This is a genomic window from Candidatus Thiodiazotropha sp. AKAK3, assembly GCF_058244645.1.
The window spans coordinates 1-17,261 of record NZ_JBSYOQ010000025.1 but is presented as its reverse complement, the minus strand read 5'-3'; the positions used below and the strand labels follow the sequence as shown (position 1 = coordinate 17,261).

19 protein-coding genes and 1 tRNA gene are annotated in these 17,261 nt (G+C 48.1%); 1 reads left to right on the top strand and 19 read right to left on the bottom strand.

Annotated features, from left to right (window positions below):
• Positions 1–96 precede the first annotated feature (96 nt).
• Positions 97–187, bottom strand: a tRNA-Ser gene (locus tag AC4IE7_RS04525).
• 187 nt (positions 188–374) lie between these two features.
• A complete protein-coding gene (locus tag AC4IE7_RS04520) occupies positions 375–845 on the bottom strand; it encodes an aminoacyl-tRNA deacylase (RefSeq protein ID WP_490775621.1) in 471 nt (156 codons plus the stop codon).
• Positions 846–1,354: 509 nt separating this feature from the next.
• Here AC4IE7_RS04520 and AC4IE7_RS04515 point away from each other — a divergent pair.
• Complete coding sequence (locus tag AC4IE7_RS04515; protein ID WP_490775620.1) at positions 1,355–2,185, top strand: class I SAM-dependent methyltransferase; 831 nt, start codon at positions 1,355–1,357, stop codon at positions 2,183–2,185.
• Between the two features lie 245 nt (positions 2,186–2,430).
• On the opposite strand, the gene mobB is transcribed toward AC4IE7_RS04515, so the two are convergent.
• From mobB to AC4IE7_RS04430, 17 genes are all read right to left on the bottom strand, one after another.
• Positions 2,431–2,970 (bottom strand): molybdopterin-guanine dinucleotide biosynthesis protein B, encoded by a 540-nt coding sequence (mobB, locus tag AC4IE7_RS04510; protein WP_490775619.1) that lies wholly within the window; start codon positions 2,968–2,970, stop codon positions 2,431–2,433.
• Between the two features lie 393 nt (positions 2,971–3,363).
• Complete coding sequence (locus AC4IE7_RS04505; RefSeq protein WP_490775618.1) at positions 3,364–3,768, bottom strand: DUF2802 domain-containing protein; 405 nt, start codon at positions 3,766–3,768, stop codon at positions 3,364–3,366.
• 66 nt (positions 3,769–3,834) lie between these two features.
• On the bottom strand, positions 3,835–4,008 hold the full coding sequence (locus tag AC4IE7_RS04500) for a hypothetical protein (RefSeq protein ID WP_490775617.1): 174 nt from the start codon (positions 4,006–4,008) through the stop codon (positions 3,835–3,837).
• Between the two features lie 84 nt (positions 4,009–4,092).
• Positions 4,093–4,572 (bottom strand): chemotaxis protein CheW, encoded by a 480-nt coding sequence (locus AC4IE7_RS04495; protein WP_490775616.1) that lies wholly within the window; start codon positions 4,570–4,572, stop codon positions 4,093–4,095.
• Between the two features lie 69 nt (positions 4,573–4,641).
• Positions 4,642–5,328, bottom strand: coding sequence for a chemotaxis protein CheW (locus tag AC4IE7_RS04490; protein WP_490775615.1), 687 nt, complete (start codon positions 5,326–5,328; stop codon positions 4,642–4,644).
• Positions 5,325–6,125 (bottom strand): ParA family protein, encoded by an 801-nt coding sequence (locus tag AC4IE7_RS04485; RefSeq protein ID WP_490775614.1) that lies wholly within the window; start codon positions 6,123–6,125, stop codon positions 5,325–5,327. Before AC4IE7_RS04485 ends, AC4IE7_RS04490 begins: the two co-directional genes overlap by 4 nt.
• Complete coding sequence (gene motD, locus AC4IE7_RS04480) at positions 6,122–6,979, bottom strand: flagellar motor protein MotD (protein WP_490775613.1); 858 nt, start codon at positions 6,977–6,979, stop codon at positions 6,122–6,124. The genes AC4IE7_RS04485 and motD overlap by 4 nt, the downstream gene beginning before the upstream one ends.
• A gap of 37 nt (positions 6,980–7,016) precedes the next feature.
• Complete coding sequence (locus AC4IE7_RS04475; protein ID WP_490775612.1) at positions 7,017–7,763, bottom strand: flagellar motor protein; 747 nt, start codon at positions 7,761–7,763, stop codon at positions 7,017–7,019.
• Positions 7,760–8,821 carry a protein-glutamate methylesterase/protein-glutamine glutaminase gene (locus AC4IE7_RS04470; protein ID WP_490775611.1) on the bottom strand — a complete coding sequence of 354 codons (1,062 nt, stop codon included), beginning with the start codon at positions 8,819–8,821 and terminating at the stop codon, positions 7,760–7,762. Before AC4IE7_RS04470 ends, AC4IE7_RS04475 begins: the two co-directional genes overlap by 4 nt.
• A 90-nt stretch (positions 8,822–8,911) precedes the next feature.
• Positions 8,912–11,152: a chemotaxis protein CheA gene (locus AC4IE7_RS04465; protein ID WP_490775610.1), complete on the bottom strand. Its 2,241-nt coding sequence runs from the start codon at positions 11,150–11,152 to the stop codon at positions 8,912–8,914.
• Between the two features lie 71 nt (positions 11,153–11,223).
• Positions 11,224–11,958, bottom strand: coding sequence for a protein phosphatase CheZ (locus AC4IE7_RS04460; protein WP_490775609.1), 735 nt, complete (start codon positions 11,956–11,958; stop codon positions 11,224–11,226).
• A gap of 26 nt (positions 11,959–11,984) precedes the next feature.
• On the bottom strand, positions 11,985–12,356 hold the full coding sequence (gene cheY, locus AC4IE7_RS04455; protein ID WP_490775608.1) for a chemotaxis response regulator CheY: 372 nt from the start codon (positions 12,354–12,356) through the stop codon (positions 11,985–11,987).
• A 77-nt stretch (positions 12,357–12,433) separates the two neighbouring features.
• Positions 12,434–13,180 (bottom strand): RNA polymerase sigma factor FliA, encoded by a 747-nt coding sequence (locus tag AC4IE7_RS04450; RefSeq protein WP_490775607.1) that lies wholly within the window; start codon positions 13,178–13,180, stop codon positions 12,434–12,436.
• A gap of 5 nt (positions 13,181–13,185) precedes the next feature.
• Complete coding sequence (locus AC4IE7_RS04445; RefSeq protein ID WP_490775606.1) at positions 13,186–14,064, bottom strand: MinD/ParA family ATP-binding protein; 879 nt, start codon at positions 14,062–14,064, stop codon at positions 13,186–13,188.
• A complete protein-coding gene (gene flhF, locus AC4IE7_RS04440) occupies positions 14,051–15,340 on the bottom strand; it encodes a flagellar biosynthesis GTPase FlhF (RefSeq protein WP_490775605.1) in 1,290 nt (429 codons plus the stop codon). Before flhF ends, AC4IE7_RS04445 begins: the two co-directional genes overlap by 14 nt.
• Before the next feature lie 531 nt (positions 15,341–15,871).
• Complete coding sequence (locus tag AC4IE7_RS04435; RefSeq protein WP_490775604.1) at positions 15,872–16,384, bottom strand: DsrE family protein; 513 nt, start codon at positions 16,382–16,384, stop codon at positions 15,872–15,874.
• A 185-nt stretch (positions 16,385–16,569) separates the two neighbouring features.
• Complete coding sequence (locus AC4IE7_RS04430; protein WP_490775603.1) at positions 16,570–16,848, bottom strand: helix-hairpin-helix domain-containing protein; 279 nt, start codon at positions 16,846–16,848, stop codon at positions 16,570–16,572.
• Positions 16,849–17,261 lie beyond the last annotated feature (413 nt).

The following is a 17,261-nucleotide window of genomic DNA, read 5'->3' as shown; positions in this document are numbered from 1 at the left end:
GTCTGCGTCACTGCGTTCCTTTCGAACGAAGGGTTCGAATCAAATCCTCTCTCTCCGCCAAATAAAAAAAGGCCCCGATTGGGGCCTTTTTTTATTTGGCGGAGAGAGAGGGATTCGAACCCTCGATACGCTATAAACGTATACACACTTTCCAGGCGTGCTCCTTCAGCCACTCGGACATCTCTCCAGATTTCGAGATGCGCAAGATTAAACTAGTTTGTGGCTGGAATCAAATACTTGACAGCCTGCTCTCTTTAGCTGCAATCCTGTACAAGGAGAGAGTTGGTTTGCAGCCCCTAATGAGATTGACCTAAGGGCAGCCGCAAGCGGGCTCCCCCCAGGCTGAAGACAATTTTTAGCTGCCGGGATTTATCTTATATGTGGTAACTGAACTCACCCACCAGGGCGTTCTCTTCCAACTCACGAAAGGTTTCAGTGCTGATATGTAGCAATTTTCCATGATCACCGGTCTCGAAATAGAGATCAGGCTGCTGTAATAGCGCCACATCAACCAGGGTTTCTATACCATATGGGTCACCCAAAGGCGGCACCGCTCCGGTTTCGCAATCGGCAAAGGCCTGCTGTAGCTCCTCTTCTGATATAAGAAATAGATTACGCCCGGTTAGCTGGGTCAAATCGTCAAAGTCTATATGGTGGGTTGCTGGAATAACGGCCAGCATGTAGACCTCATCATCCCCCAGCAGTACCGACTTCGCCATTCTGTCGCCAGGTATATGAGCCGCTTCCGCGCTATGCAGTGTGGAGCTGGTTCGTCTGTGATCAATAATCTCATAATCAGATGTGTGATTATGTAAATACTCCTGGAGTGTAATCGCAATTGCCATGACACCACCTCACCTGTTTCATCCTATAACAGTGATTATAGTTCGCGATTTACAAATTTGGTTTTTTAGCTGCATTTCCTAGGGTCTGTTAACACTAATCGAATCGTCCCTGCTGAGACTGTTTTTTCCTCCAGCAAGGCAGAATAAGCGAAGTGTAGTCACTCTACATGAGCGAATGGTAACGCCGCTGGGCGGAAAAATAGCCTCACCCCTTCGGGTTACCCCTGAAAAAGCACCACCCGGCGTTGCTTGTCGTTCATTTGGAGTGACCAAAACTCTCTCCTCGCGTCCGTAAGGAAGTGCCCTTGGGGTGCGCCTTGATTGGCGCTTTTTCAGGGGCAACAGGGACGATTCGATTAGTGTTAACAGGCCCTAACTAAATTTATAATAATCCGGCAACAAAATAGTTTGATTTCAGCCGCATTGAGCATGGCCAAGTGCTGCACGATGGGGTAGGATTTCTCTCCCGCCGTTACCATGCTTAGTGATAAGAGACTATTGATATAACAATGGCTAAAAGAAAGAAAAAATCGCAATCAATGGCCCAATTGGCCGATCGTCACCACCTTTATGAACTGTCTGTTCAATGTTCCGAGGCGGAGATCGACTTCGTTGATGACACCTACAAAAAACTCAAAGGGCATAGAGCCAAACTATTGAGAGAGGACTTTTGTGGCACAGCCAATGTCTGCTGTGAATGGGTAAGGCGACGCAAGGGTAACCAGGCAATCGGTGTCGATTTGGATGCTGAAGTATTGCAGTGGGGTCAGGAGAATCAACTGTCGCAACTCAAGTCCTCGCAAAGCAAGCGTATTACTTTGCTGAATAAAAATGTTCTGACCGCTGAGACTGAATCTATGGAGATCATCTCAGCAATGAATTTCAGTTATTGGCTTTTTAAGGAGAGGACAGAGCTCAAACGCTACTTTCGACGTGTCTTCAAACAACTCTCTGACGATGGTGTTCTGTTCATGGATGCCTATGGTGGCTCTGACTCTTACAAAGAGATTGAAGAGGAGAGGGAGATCGAGGATGGTAAGAGCAGCTTCACCTATATCTGGGAACAGGAGAAGTATGACCCGATCAGTGGCAATCTGATCTGCCATATCCATTTTGATTTCGAGGATGGTTCCAGGTTCGATCGAGCCTTCAGCTATGATTGGCGCCTCTGGAGTCTGCCTGAAGTTCGCGAGCTGTTGGAAGAGGTTGGGTTTAAAAAGATTACCTTCTATTGGCAGGGATTCGATGACGACGGTGAAGCAGATGGTATATTTGTCCCTGTTGAGGAAGGCGAAGCTGATGCCGGTTGGATCTGTTATATCTCTGCAGAGAAACAGTAACCAACCTTCTTTGGTGGGGCATGGCCCCACCCTACGCTTAATTCAAACATGTACCGGCATACGCTTAATTCGAACATGTACGGGTATGGCCACAACACCTGATCCAAACCGGTAGGGTGGGGCCATGCCCCACCAAGTGGACTTAAAACAGTGCGCCTAACTTGAACGAATAGCCACCTGCAACACCATATCAAAGTTTAGATTCTTTAGCTGAGCATAAAGTGTAACCAGGTACTTTTATCTTGTTAGTAACTGGCACAATACTCTTCGACAAACTTTGCGATTTCACTTAAATCATTTAGATCAAGTATTGGCAACTCGCTCTGTTGTTCAATTGGTGCATCAGTGGCTACTGCAATAACAGAAGGATCATCAGGAAATAGTAGTGGCTTGCCCAATGAAGGGCGATGTAGCTCTATTTTGGGGAAATCGAGATGCCTGAACCCCTCCACCACGACAAGATCAATTTCCCGACAGTCGAGTCTCTGCAACAATTCAGGCAATTCTGGTTCCTTTGGGTGTGGCTCATCCACCATTAAGGCCCAATGTTGAGAGGTGGCCAGTAGAACCCGACCAGCACCCGCCTTGCGTAATTCGTAACTATCCTTACCTGGTTGATCCACATCTACCTTATGGTGGGCATGCTTAATGACACCCACTCGCATTCCGGACTCTTTGATAAGCGGAATTAACTGTTTCAACAGCGTAGTTTTTCCTGTTCCGCTGTATGCGGCAAAACCTAAGAGTGGGGTTTTAGAGGAGATCAAATCTGTATTTTGAATCACTGCTGCCCCATTAACTTTCAATCTTTTCAGAACAACTCTGAAAGCCCCTCTCCCTTTACGGGAGAGGGGTTGGGGAGAGGGTGTACGCGGAGCGTTTCATGTGGTTGAAAGATAAAACCGCATTGATCGTTCATATTTTTCTTGCTGATTGTTGGAGAAAATAGGGCGTTCATTCTCCCCCTCTCCCCCGGCCCCTCTCCCACCCATTTAAGATACTGATGACTTGTAAGTTTTTCTTGCCGTGACCCTCTGCTTTACAATGCTTTTTCATGTCTCAATTCTCAATCAGCGATAGAAACCAACAGCAATGAATCAGTTACAACCGTATTAGTTAAAGTAAGTGGGACAGCAATGATTTTGAATAAACTATTTGGTCGCAGAGCTCATCATGACTTAAGCATCTTCCTGCTTTACACCATGAATCATAATAATCAGATCTGCCGCATCACGGCTGATGCCCAGCTCTTCAATCAATTGTTCCGGACCGGCACCGGCACGAACCATACTGATAGCATCACTGTAAGGTGGATCACCCTGCAGGTTCGACTGTTCAATATTTTCCTGACGCTCTTCAAGATCACGCCCCTGTCGTTCCAGCCGATTCACCCGCCTGTCGACACCAACAGCGCTCGAACAAAGCGCAGCAACTGTCTGTTTCAGGGTTTGGATCTCTTTACTTTGTTGGGCCAGGCGCTCTTTTCTCCTACGATCAATGATAAAGAGATAGCCCAAAAACGCGGCAAGCAGCATTGCCAGCGGAAGTAAAACGAACCAGAATAAAATTGAACTACCTGCCATAGTTCACCCTGGCGATAACACCTACTATCTTAATACCAGGGTGCAGTCTCTGCAGCAGTTTAGTCATCAAGCATACTCATCAATATGTGGCTTTCCATTACCTTTGTCTTGTTTAGGCTTCTGCTGCTCCTGATTCTCCTGTTCATCCTTCCGTTTTGGACGATCACGGCGCATAGGGGCCTTTGCCGGCTTTACCGGGTAGAGAGGATTGAGTGGACTTTGTTCTCCAATTTCAGGCATAGCTGGTGCCTTTTTACCAAAAGCAGTCTAATCCATTAAAAATAGCTGTTAAATTGTTTTCAGCAACAGATCCTGTATGCAAGTCTAGTACATGCTGATTTCCTGCCACTCCTCATCGGTAAGCAGTTTATTCAGATCGACCAGAATCAGTAACCTTTTATCTTGGGTGGCAACTCCCTGGATGTAGCGGGAACTCTCTTCTGTTCCTACATTGGGCGCCACATCAATCTGATCTTCACTGAGTTCAACAACTTCAGCTACTGCATCGACCAGAATACCGACAACCTGCTTCTCTGATTCGATCACAATAACGCGACTGGCATCGTTGACCTCAACCGAAGGCAGACCAAAACGCTTTCTCGTGTCTATAACGGTAACCACGTTACCGCGCAGGTTAACTATACCCAGGACATAACTCGGTGCTCCGGGTACTGGAGCGATCTCTGTCACCCTTAATACTTCCTGTACCTGCATGACATTGATGCCATAAACCTCATCCATCAGGATGAAAGTAACAAATTGAATCAGTGGACTACCACCACTCTCATCATCATCTACACTCATGGTCTACACCTCTAAAGCTCACTGAACTTCTGATTTTTCGTTGAAGCACCGATCTCATGTCATCTACACTCAGGCTGCAAGCAACCCTAAAACCCCATCTACGTCGAGCAGAACACTCAACTCTTGGATGATAATACCTGCATACCAGGGTTTATTAGGCACCCCACTACGCCAACGTACCTCATCCTTTTCAATACTCAAAGTATTACAGATACTGTCCACAGCCAATGCACGATCGCCCTCGCCTATGATCAAGAGCTGCTGCGGTTTTACCCGATCATCTACAGTCAACCGTTCCGGCATCAATATGCGGGCTGAGTCTATTACAACCACTTTCTCTTCCCGATTAAGAACGACACCTAATGACCAAACAGGTTGGCCAGGTAGCTGACTTGCCTCTCCACTGTAGTTGAGAATCCCCTTTAATGCATTGAGGGGGATACCCATGGTGATGCCATTGACTTTGAATAGCAGCACCTGAAACTCATTTTCAACCCAATCCGGCAACCCTGAGGCTTGTTGTGGCTGGATCTGAACAGACTCTGCAAGCTCCGGCTCTGACAGCTGGGTCACTTCTGTCTGTTCCTCCACTATAATATCGGCAACAGGAGGAGGCTCTTTAACCTTCACGCTTTTGTCTGGGATTGTGTCAATCTCCAGCAATAGCGTATCGAGGTAACTCTTTAGCGCGTTGTCCGGTTCCTCTATTTTGTTTGCGACCGGTTTCAAGCGAGACTTATCTGATGGCATACTCATGCACCAGCTCCCGCTTTCGGTAGTGTCTCGTGATCATTCAGTAACTCTTCGAGTAACTTACCGTAAGCCAGTGTTCCATGGCTCTGAGGTGCAAACAGAGCAGGAGGTATACCCGCCTTACTGGCTTCACGAAAAAGTGTATCCACAGGTATCAGGCTATGCCATACATGCTCAGGATAACTCTCTCTCATCACTCTAATACTATCAATGGAGGCCCTTGTACGACGATCAAACATCGTTGGCACTATATGGTAGGGCAGAGGGATCTGTCTGGACTTGGTAACCATATCAAGGGTATGTAACATGCGCTCCAGCCCTTTTAGAGCAAGAAATTCTGTTTGTACTGGGATAATCAGGTGATCACATGCAGCCAGTGCGTTGATCATCAGCACGCCTAATATAGGCGGACAATCGAGTAAAACATGATCATAGCGGTCACTAAGCTGGCTCATCGCCTGTTTGATGACCAACCCCATGCCATCCAGTTTGCCTGCCTGCCGATCAAGTGTGGCCAATGCCATTTCAGCCGGCATTAAATCCAGCCCTTCAGTACCTGTGGGGTGAATCAGCCCAAGAGGATCAACAGTCTGCTTCTGTGCCACGCCTTTAAACAAGCTGTAGACACTCTCTTCAAGCCCGTCAGGGTCGTATCGAAAATAACTGGTCAGAGAGGCGTGTGGATCGATATCAACCAACAGGGTACGCAACCCCCATTGGGCCAATAGCCCTCCCAATGAGACCGTTGTGGTGGTTTTTCCCACCCCCCCTTTCTGATTGGCGACGGTCCAGATCTTCATCCGCCACTTCCCGGTAGATCGATGGTTCGATCCTGCTTACCATTCATACCCAGGATCACCAGGGTAACGCGACGATTTTTAGCTCTTCCCTGCTCTGTATTGTTACCTGAGACAGGCCTATGCTCAGCATAACCGACTGCAGACATACGATCTGGAGTAACACCGGTTCGGCTCATCAAGTGCACAACACTGGCAGCACGAGCTGCCGATAACTCCCAATTGGATGGAAACTCTTCGGTGTTGATCGGACGGTTATCAGTATTGCCTTCCACTTGGATCTGGTTGGGAACTGCTGCCAACACCTTGCTGATTTCTCTGAGGGCCTTTACCGCAGCCCTTGAAAGATGGGCACTGGCACTGGGGAACAACATCTTATCCTTCATGTTCACCACCACCCGATCCTCGCTGAAACTGACATCAACCAGCTCCTGGTCGACATAGTCACTCAACATATCCTCGATGGTGGCGGCTAAAAAACTGAGTCGCTGGGTCTCATTGCTTGGCAGATCGGGTATCACCTCTTTTCCAACCGCCTGATCCAGGCCCAGACGATTCTCCATACCTGGTCCCTGGCGAAGTTCACCTTCGATCAATGCGCTCTCCTGTCCCAGACCCGGGGTATCCCCACGGCTACGGGCAAGTTCACCAACCTGAATCGGTTCCAGACTACGCTGGGATTCCTGAAATGCATGGGTGAGGGTTTGAGATAACACTCGGTATTTACCTTCATTCACTGAAGAGACCGAATACATGACCACAAAAAATGCAAACAGCAGGGTCACGAAATCCGCATAGGAGACAATCCAGCGTTCGTGGTTAACGGGCTCTTCCTGGCGTTTGCGTCTTCTGCCCATGACTAGCCGACCCTACTTGACCATTTACAAAGGATATTCATTGCAGAAACCCTTTCAATTTGGTTTCGATACTGCGAGGGTTGTCGCCCTCAGCGATGCCGATAACACCCTCTATCACCATCTCTCGAAATGTAGATATCTGTTCCGATTGCGTCTTCAGTTTTGAAGCGATTGGCAAGAGGAACAGATTCGCGAGTCCAACCCCGTATATCGTTGCAACGAAAGCTGTAGCAATACCACTACCCAACTTGCTGGGATCAGCCAGATTCTGCATCACATGAATCAATCCCATTACCGCACCGATAATGCCAATTGTAGGTGAATATCCTCCCATTCCCTCGAATACCTTGGATGCCTGGATATCGTATTGCTCACTGGCATCCACTTCCATCTCAAGAATAGAACGTAGCGCATCGGGCTCACTGCCATCTACCAACAGCTGCATACCTTTACGGATAAAAGGGTCAGGCTCTTCATCAGCGATCGTCTCTAAACCCAGCAGCCCCTCTTTTCTTGCAATATTGCTCCACTGCACCAACTTATCTATGGTTGTGCGCATATCGAGCTTGGCTGGTAGAAAGACACGTCCGGAGAGGCGTAGTGCATGCCAAAAGACCGGCACAGGCGTCTGTAGCAAAATGGCGCCAATCGTACCGCCGATGACAATCACCATAGCAGGACCATTGACCAGGGAGTCCATATGCCCCCCTTCTAGCCAATTACCACCAAGTATCGCCAGAAAAGCGACCAGAATTCCGATAAAACTCAGAAAGTCGACTCTCATTTCAGTCTCGCTAGCAATGGACCCATCTCATCCAGACTCAGAACACGATCAGACAGACCTGCCTTCTCAACAGCTTGTGGCATACCGTAGACCACACAGCTTTTCTCGTCCTGACTCCAAAGGGAAGCACCCGTATTTTTCAACTTTTTTGCCCCTTTAAGACCATCGGCTCCCATACCCGTTAATATTAGTCCCAGTGCATTACCCCGATAACTTTCCGCAACCGATGAAAGAAAAACATCGACACTTGGATGGTAGATCTCCCCAGGCAGGGCTTCGGAAATCCGGATCTGGTAGCCCCCAGCACCTCTCACAACGCGCAACTGCTTTCCACCGGGTGCGATCAACCCCTCCCCTGGAACCAGTCTGTCACGATCCACTGCCTCTTTGACCTTTATTGAACAGGCAACATCAAGTCGTTCCGCATAAGCTGTGGTAAAACTGCCCGGCATATGTACAGCTGCAACTACAGGCAGTGGAAAATTTCTTGGCAACGCACTTAATATCTGACGAAGTGCAACCGGTCCACCTGTCGATGCACCAATTGCCACCATTTCAGGGTTACTCGTGAATGAAGGAGCAGCCTGCTTGATTGGAGATACACGGGAAGATTGACTGAGATAATCTTTGACACTGGAACGAGATCTGGACAAAGAGGATTTACCTAAATTCCGCACCCGTTCGAGTAGCTCCTTCGCAGTCTCTTCCGCACCTGAAACCGGACTAGCCATCTCCTTCGGCAGAAAATCCATTGCCCCGGCATCCAATGCATCAAGCGTCTCCCTGGCACCTTCGGTGGTTACAGCAGAAAACATCAGGATTCGAGTTGGCATCTCAGCCATGATTTTACGAACTGCTGTAATCCCATCGATCACAGGCATCTCGACATCCATCGTTACCACATCAGGTTTTAAGGATCTATTCTGCCTGATTGCCTCTGCACCATTCGCGGCGAAGCCAACAATCTCTATGTCACTAGCGGTTTGCAGTGCCGCCGCCACACGATTACGGAAAAAGGCGGAGTCATCGACAATCAGTACTCGCACTTTGGCGCCCATATTCCCTCTTAAAAACCACTTTAGTCTTAGAGACGGGCAGCAACCCAAGCTTTCTCAGCGTTATGCAACACCCCGTCAAAAACCGATTAATTAAAATTTCTTAACATTTTTTCGCATCAAACCAGGTACATCCATGATCAATGCGATTTTTCCATCACCTGTGATAGTGGCGCCAGCCATACCTTCAAGACCTTGCAGTAAAGCCCCTAAAGGCTTGATCACAACCTCCTCTTGCCCGATCAAATGATCGACTACCAAACCAACCTGCAAATTACCTACATTCACAATTACCACATGCCCATTGCCCTTCTCTTCAGTGGTCAGTGGGTTTTTGGGTCTCAGCCAGTTTCGTAGATAGAACAACGGTAGCGCACGCTCTCTTACCATGATGGTCAGTTGCCCATCAACAACATGGGTACGCTTGAGATCGAGATTAAAGATCTCCACAACACTGGCTAAAGGTAGGGCGAAAGGTTGATCGTTCAGCAACACCATCAGGGTCGGCAATATTGCCAGGGTCAATGGCAGTTTGATGATAATGATACTGCCTTGTCCCCATTCCGAGTCGATCTCAACTGAACCGTTCATCTGGGCAATACGTGTCTTTACTACATCCATTCCAACACCGCGCCCCGAAACATCGGAAATCTCAGTCTTGGTGGAAAAACCGGGTGCAAAAATCAGGTTAAAACACTCCCTATCATCCAACCTGGCAGCTGCATCAGCATCCATCATGCCCTTTTCAACAGCCTTCTCACGTAATACGTCAGGATCCATCCCCTTACCATCATCGGCAATAGAGAGCAGAATATGGTCGCCTTCCTGTGCAGCGGACAGTACCACGGTACCCCGTCTGGGCTTTCCTTTTTGCTCACGTTCTTCCGGCTGTTCGATACCATGGTCGACTGAATTTCTCACCAGATGCACCAGGGGATCGGCTAACGCCTCGACCAGGTTCTTATCCAGATCGGTATCTTCACCCTGCATCTCCAGGTCGATCTCTTTTTTAAGGCTACGAGCCAGATCCCGCACAACACGGGGAAAACGACCGAAAACTTTTTTGATCGGCTGCATGCGGGTTTTCATCACTGCCAGTTGCAGATCCGAGGTCACCACATCGAGATTACCCACTGCGTTCGATACTTGTTCATCATTCAAAGTCGCTTTCAACGTCGCCAGGCGATTACGAACCAGAACAAGCTCACCGACCATATTCATAATATCGTCGAGGCGTTGGGTATCCACCCGAACAGATGTCTCTGCCGGTGGTTTGTTTGCCTGTGGAGGCTTAGCCCCTTTTGCAGCAGGTTTTGCGGAAGCTTTCGCTTTCTTTTCTGCAGCAGCTTTGGGCTCGGACTTGGCAGCAGGCTTGGGAGCCTCTTTTGGAGCAGGTGCTTTTTTAGCCGCTGCAACTTTCTTTTTCGCCACAGCTTTCTTTTTCGCTGCAGGTTTTGCCTTTGGTGCTGCAGGGGCCTCCTGCTTTACCTTTTTCGGATCGAATTTACCCGAGCCGTGAATCTGGTCGAGAATATTCTCAAACTCATCCTCAGAGATATCATCGCTGGCATTTCCTGCCGCTTTTTTCTTCTCTGGCTCACTGTCTGCTACTTTATTGGGATCGAATTTGCCCTTGCCATGGATCTGATCAAGGATATTCTCGAACTCATCTTCTGAAATATCATCCGAATCAGCTTTCTGACTCTTTTCATCTGCTTTAGGTTTACCGGTAAACTTCCCCTTACCGTGGAGATCATCCAATAGCGATTCAAATTCATCCTCAGAGATATTGTCACTTGCGGCAGTAGTCTCAGCTGGTTCCTGGATGGCATCAAGAAGCTCTTCGAATTCGTTTTCACTCAGATCTTCCGTCTCTGCCTCGGAATCAGCCTGCGCCGGCTCTTCAACCGCCTCGACAGCTTCCTCCTCAACCTCTTCCTCACCTTCGGGCACAGCAAATGTATTCAGGCGTTGAATGAGACTGGGTTCGGCATGATCGGGCATGACCCCCTGGCGCACATCATTGAACATCGCATTCACGACATCCAGCACTTCAAGCACCGAATCCATTAAATCCGGCCCTACACTGCGCTGACCTTGGCGCAGGATATTAAATACGTCTTCTGCGCGGTGACAAACCTCAACCAATGGATCAATGGTGAGAAAGCCTGCGCCACCCTTGATGGTATGGAAACCACGAAAAACGGCGTTGAGCAGATCAAAATCGTCAGGTTGCTGCTCAAGGTCGACCAACTGCTCACTAAGCAGCTCAAGAATTTCTCCTGCCTCGACCAAAAAATCCTGAAGGATTTCGTCGTTGACATCGATGCTCATCTAACACTCCCGGTAACACTACCGAATATTGCCATTCTTATTGACTGATATATCGGTCTAAACCTGAATAACTAAAATCCAAGGCTGGAGAGCAGATCATCCACGTCATCCTGACTGGTCACTTGATCCCCTTGATCGAGACCTGGAATCGCCGGACCGGCCAACTCTTCGTTACTCTTCTTTTCGCTCCCTTCGTCAAACTTATCGCCCGTAATGCGGACCAACATTACCAATTTCTCTTCAACATCGTGAACCAGTGTGATCACCTTACGGATAATCTGGCCGGTGAGATCCTGAAAGTCCTGAGCCATTAGCACGTCAGAGAGGTTTTTATGCAGACTGGCGGCATCTTCTTTAGATTTGGCGAGATATTCAGACAAAGAAAGACTCAGATCCTTAAAGTCATCCTTATTCAGCATACGAGAACGCAATCGCTCCCACTGCTCCAATAATTCAGCGGATTGGGATTCAATGCCTTCAACCAACGGCATACTCTTTTCAACCGCTGTCAGGGTACGATCCGCAGATTGCTCAGTCATTGTAATGACATAACTGAGCCGTTCTTTGGCATCAGGTATTTCAAAACTGGTCATATCGTTGATGCGCGCATCGAGTAGAAACCCATTGATCGCATCATGCAGCTCGCGTGTCAAACGACCGACTTCAAGAAACAGTTGATCATTATTTGTAGGAGTGGTCAGTGCTGCGATCAGCCTTTCAGACTCCTCTTCATCGCCTGATTCCAAACTGCTGACCAACGCTTTGGCTGTATCTAAACGCAGCTGGTTATCCTGTTGTTGCCCCATAGTGAGAAACTCCCGGAGAAAAAAGGTTAACCCACGCGTTCAAAGATCTTACCGATCTTCTCTTCCAGGGTGGTTGCGGTAAAGGGCTTTACAACATAACCGTTGACGCCTGCCTGGGCTGCCTCAATAATCTGCTCGCGTTTAGACTCAGCTGTCACTAGAAGAACTGGCAGGCTAGCCAATTTCTCATCTGCTCGCACAGCCTTCAGTAGATCGATACCCGTCATGCCAGGCATATTCCAGTCTGAGACGAGAAAATCGAAATTCCCGCTCTGCAACATGGGCAATGCAGTCAAGCCATCGTCTGCCTCCTGGGTATTGTTGAAACCCAAGTCTCTCAGCAAGTTTTTGATAATTCGCCGCATTGTGGAGAAATCATCCACAATGAGGATCTTCATATTTTTGTCCAATGCTTACTCCCTCCTGTATTTTTACCGGTCATCTCCAATCACGGCATCTACAGGCCAACCAATTACTACTCTTCTTCGTGCACTAGTGAGAGCCATTCTGTCAGTCTAGAGCGCAATCGCAAGGTTGCCTGACTGTGTATCTGGCAGACCCGAGATTCACTGACACCCAACACATGCCCGATCTCCCGAAGATTCATTTCATCGTCATAATACATAGCGATCACCAATCGCTCCCGTTCAGGTAAACTGGCTATAGCCTCAGCCAGCGCCTTCTTGAAGGCATCCTTCTGCAAACCCTCAAAGGGGCTGTCCATCGGGCCTTCACGGGAAGCCGGAAAGCCATCACTGACTGCTGTCAATTCATCCAGACTGAATATCCGGCATCCGGTTGAGTCCTGCAGGATCTGATGATAATCCTCCAGGCTCATCTCAAGCGCCTGCGCCACCTCGATATCCCGAGCATCTCGACCCTCGGTGTTTTCGATTTCTCGCATCGCCTCGGCCACCATGCGTGCCTTACGATGCACAGAACGTGGTGTCCAATCACTACGCCTGATCTCATCCAGCATGGCACCCCTGATGCGGATACCCGCATAGGTCTCAAAACTGGCACCCTGAGTGGGATCATAGTTTTTGCTTGCTTCCAGCAAACCCAGCATACCTGCCTGGATCAGATCATCCGATTGCACATTAGGTGGCAATCGGTTCATCAAATGATAGGCGATCCTTTTGACCAGCCCTGCATGCTGGTTAACCAAGTCATTGTAGCTCTGCTGCTTTTGCACGGCGGTGTATGTCGCTAAACCGTTCACCGTCATTACTCCCCATATTGGCTTGAAAATTGGATCAGGCGTTCGACAAAAAACTGCAGATCACCACTGACTCCAGTTGGTACAGGCCAGTTATCGGCCTTCTTGGCTAAATTCTTGAACGCCTGCGCTACTCTCGATCTCGGAAAGGCCTCAACCACCGGTTTTTGACTCTTCACCGCTTTCCTGAGCTGCTCATCATACGGAATACTGCCCATGTAGCTGAGCATAACATCCAGATACTGATCAGTAACCCGACACATCTTGTTGTACAGATCGCGTCCTTCCTGAACAGTTTTGACCATATTGGCCAGTATACGAAAACGACTGATACCATGCTCTCGATTTAATAGTTTAATTATGGCATAGGCATCTGTAATTGATGCTGGCTCGTCACAGACAACCACAATCTGCTCCTGAGCCGCCCTGCTAAAGCTGATTACCAAATCAGAAATACCTGCTGCAGTATCGATCAGCAATATGTCCACATCATTGGCCAGCTCACTAAATGCATGAATCAATCCTGCATTTTCTGCTGGTGACATCTCCGCCATGTGCTGAATACCAGAGGCGCCCGGTACAACCCGCAAACCCTTTGGCCCGGTGACAATGATATCCTCAAGGGAAGCTTCACCCCGCATCACATGGGAGAGGTTTAGTTTAGCATGTAATCCAAGTACCACGTCCAGATTAGCCAACCCCATATCCGCATCCAACAGCATCACCCGCCGTCCCATTTCGGAGAGGGCAATCCCCAGGTTGGCGGAAATATTGGTTTTACCCACGCCCCCCTTGCCGCCAGTAACAGCAATTACTCTAACAGGTTCTGGGTTAACCATCCTACGTAGTCCGGTTGCCTGGTCTTCGATATGTTCAGACATTTGCATGTTCGCTCATTCCTCCGAAGGCCATAGCCAGATACTCCTCATCGGGTTGATGTTCTGTCTGTTGCGTCATTTCAACAGCCTGCCTTATTAGTACTTCGGATCGGGCAACATGAATATCTTCAGGTACCCGCTGGCCATCAGTGGTAAACGCCAGGGGAAGCCTTGCTTCCAGTAACGCAGAAAACACACCACCGAGGGAGGCGGCTTCATCCATTTTTGTCAGGATTGCAGCCACAGGTGAGATAGCACCAAATGAACGAATCGCGTGAGTCAGAGCGCTACGCTGTGTAGTCGCTGAGAGTGTCAGTAAGGCCTTCACCGGATGATTACCCTGATTCAAGAGCGCTAGACGCTCTGTCAATTTCAGATCCCGTTGACCCATTCCTGCTGTGTCGATCAATACCAGGCGTTTTTCTGCAAATGCATGCAGAGCACTACTCAACTCCTCAGGGGAAGTGACGCTGCGAACAGGCACATCCAGAATTTGACCATAGTTCTGTAACTGTTCCTGAGCACCAATGCGATAGCTGTCCGCTGAAATCAGTGCCAGATGGCGATTACCATGGCGCAAACAAAACTTTGCCGCCAGTTTGGCGATGGTTGTTGTCTTTCCAACGCCGGTTGGGCCGACCAGAGCCAGAATACCTCCGGCATTAAGCAGATCGTCATGCTCAACCAGAAATTCCCGACCGAGATGATTCAAAGCCTGTCTCCAGGCCAGTTCAGGGGTCTCAGCATCCTCTGCCCGATAGGCCAATTCACGGCAATGGGCGGCATCTAAACCAAGTCCCATGAGTTGCCGCATCAATTCTTGTGTTTGAGGACGACGATGGCCCATATCGCGCCAAGTCAGTTCGGATAACTCATTTTCCATCATCCGGCGCAGTGCCTGCATCTCCTGCCGCATCTCGCGCAACACTGGATCCTGGCTCCATTCCACTTTAGGTTTATCCCTACCCTCGCCTGTATCAAAGGTCTGATGCCTCTCATTGCGCTTAGGGGAGATATTTTTTACACCCCCCTCAACGTCTTTATAAGCTGAAGCAGCAACAGAGTGGGTAGTTGCCTTTTTACCCTTAATCTCTGGTTCGTTTGATTCTATGGAGGTCGGCTGGGTAGTGCTGAAGGCAGACTCATCATAATCTACCGCTGCTACCAGCTCGATGCCTCCCTCTACTCCCTTATTCGAGAGAATAACCGCATCCGATCCCAATGCCTCTTTAACCTGGCGCAAGGCCTGTCGCATGTCAGAAGCGAAAAAACGTCTTATTTTCATAATCCGCAATCTCCGGCGATCACCCTGATAAGAGCTTGCACCTGTTAAACTGCCTATTTAATAATCTGGTCAGTTGAATCCGGGGCACTGAGTGTTAATCCAGTTTTACCCACCTGTTTATCCCTGCCATATGGCTCCACCTCTAGTTATGCAACAACCATTCCAATCAATAAAATGGATATACAGGAATCTATTAACTGTTTGTTTACAATAAGTTAGTGATTAGACGGATTGACAACTCCAGGCAAACTGCAGCATCACAACGCCAGGGGTTTGACTTCTGAATAGTGATTGCGCCAAGGATTCGGCAGCAGATTTTTTTGCTGCAAATCCACTGCAAGAAAAAGAACCGGCCTATTTTTCAGAGATGATATTCGAACAGATCAACACTTTAGTATTGATTGCAAAGCGGCGATCTCGATCCTTGAGAAAAGTCCCGAAATAGAGCAGGCCTGAATATAGCCAGTTATGTCACCAGGGCCTGTTAACACGATTCGAATCGGCCCTAGTGTACTGTAACGAATAAACTGACTAAAAAATGGGTACCAACTTATGCCCCTGGGTCTGCCAACCGATCAGGGAGATGAAACCGTCACCCACCACATCCATTTCAGGCAATACAGTGTTGTTCTCCACTTTAAACACACGATTGGCGATCGCGCAGACCTCCATGCGAACACCCTTCTGTTTAAGGATTTTCGCTGTCGCTGAGATGGCATTCAATTCATCACCAAACTCCAATTCCAATTCATCATCGGGCTCAGTGCTTAGATAGCGCACAGTTTCACCAATAAAGACCAGTACCATATCGGGAGTAACTCCCTGCTTTACCAGGCCTTCATGGGTTCCGCGGATGATATCAAGATAGAAAGCGGTCTTACGGGGATTAGTGAAATCGATAAGAAACACACTCTTGGTCGCTTTTACGCCATTCAGAGCGGCAGAATCATCGATCTTCTCTGCTGCCTGAGTTGCACTGACTCCCAGCAGCAGAAGACCAAAAAGCCAAATCGATAACCCATACCTACCTATCAAATTAGACATCAACGTTTAACCTCACATCTGGTTTATTCAAGCGGTGATCAATGCTGGATCACCGGTTTTAATAGGATGCAAAGACTAGAATGAATATTCATTCCTGTCAATAATCATGGCGATTTACAGCGGACCATTGGCTGCTGGCCGCATCTTGATCTGAGCCACACTTGTAGCCCTGAGCATCCTGGTAGTTATGTTATGGATAGTAAGTGACGTTTGCGTTCATTAGAGAACTCCCACCACTTTCTTGGTGCCTCACCCTGCATAAATCTTACTGCAGAGATAAAAACATCGATAACGCAGGGATCATGACGCTTTTGAGTCACGCTGCACAGGTCACTGTACATTTTGTAGGGATCTTGCCCAATTAGCTCACAGGGCTCTTCCAGCCCAATGGCAAACAGATCTTTTTCAATTGCCACACCGATATTTGGGATATCACGAAATCTCTTAATATCTGTTCGATTCATATGAGTTTCAGTATTGACAACAGTCTGAGAAAAATAATACACCTTGTTAAATATAATAAATATCGATAGCCACAATACTTATTAAATTGACAACATAGAGCGATACGGAAGGATTGTTTGTTCATTTCCATGTAATCCGTGCATTCCGTGGTTAAAGCATATATATAGATATTCAAAATATCTCTTCAACCACGGATAACACGGAACGACACGGAAGGTTGTTTGTTCATTTTCCGTGTAATCCGTGTATTCCGTGGTTAAAGCATATATATAGATATTCAAAAACCCTCTTCAACCACGGATGACACAGAGCAACACGGAAGGATTGTTTGTTCATTTTCCGTGCATTCAGTGTATTCCGTGGTTAAAGCATAAATATAGGCATTCAAAACCCTCTTCAACCACGGATGACA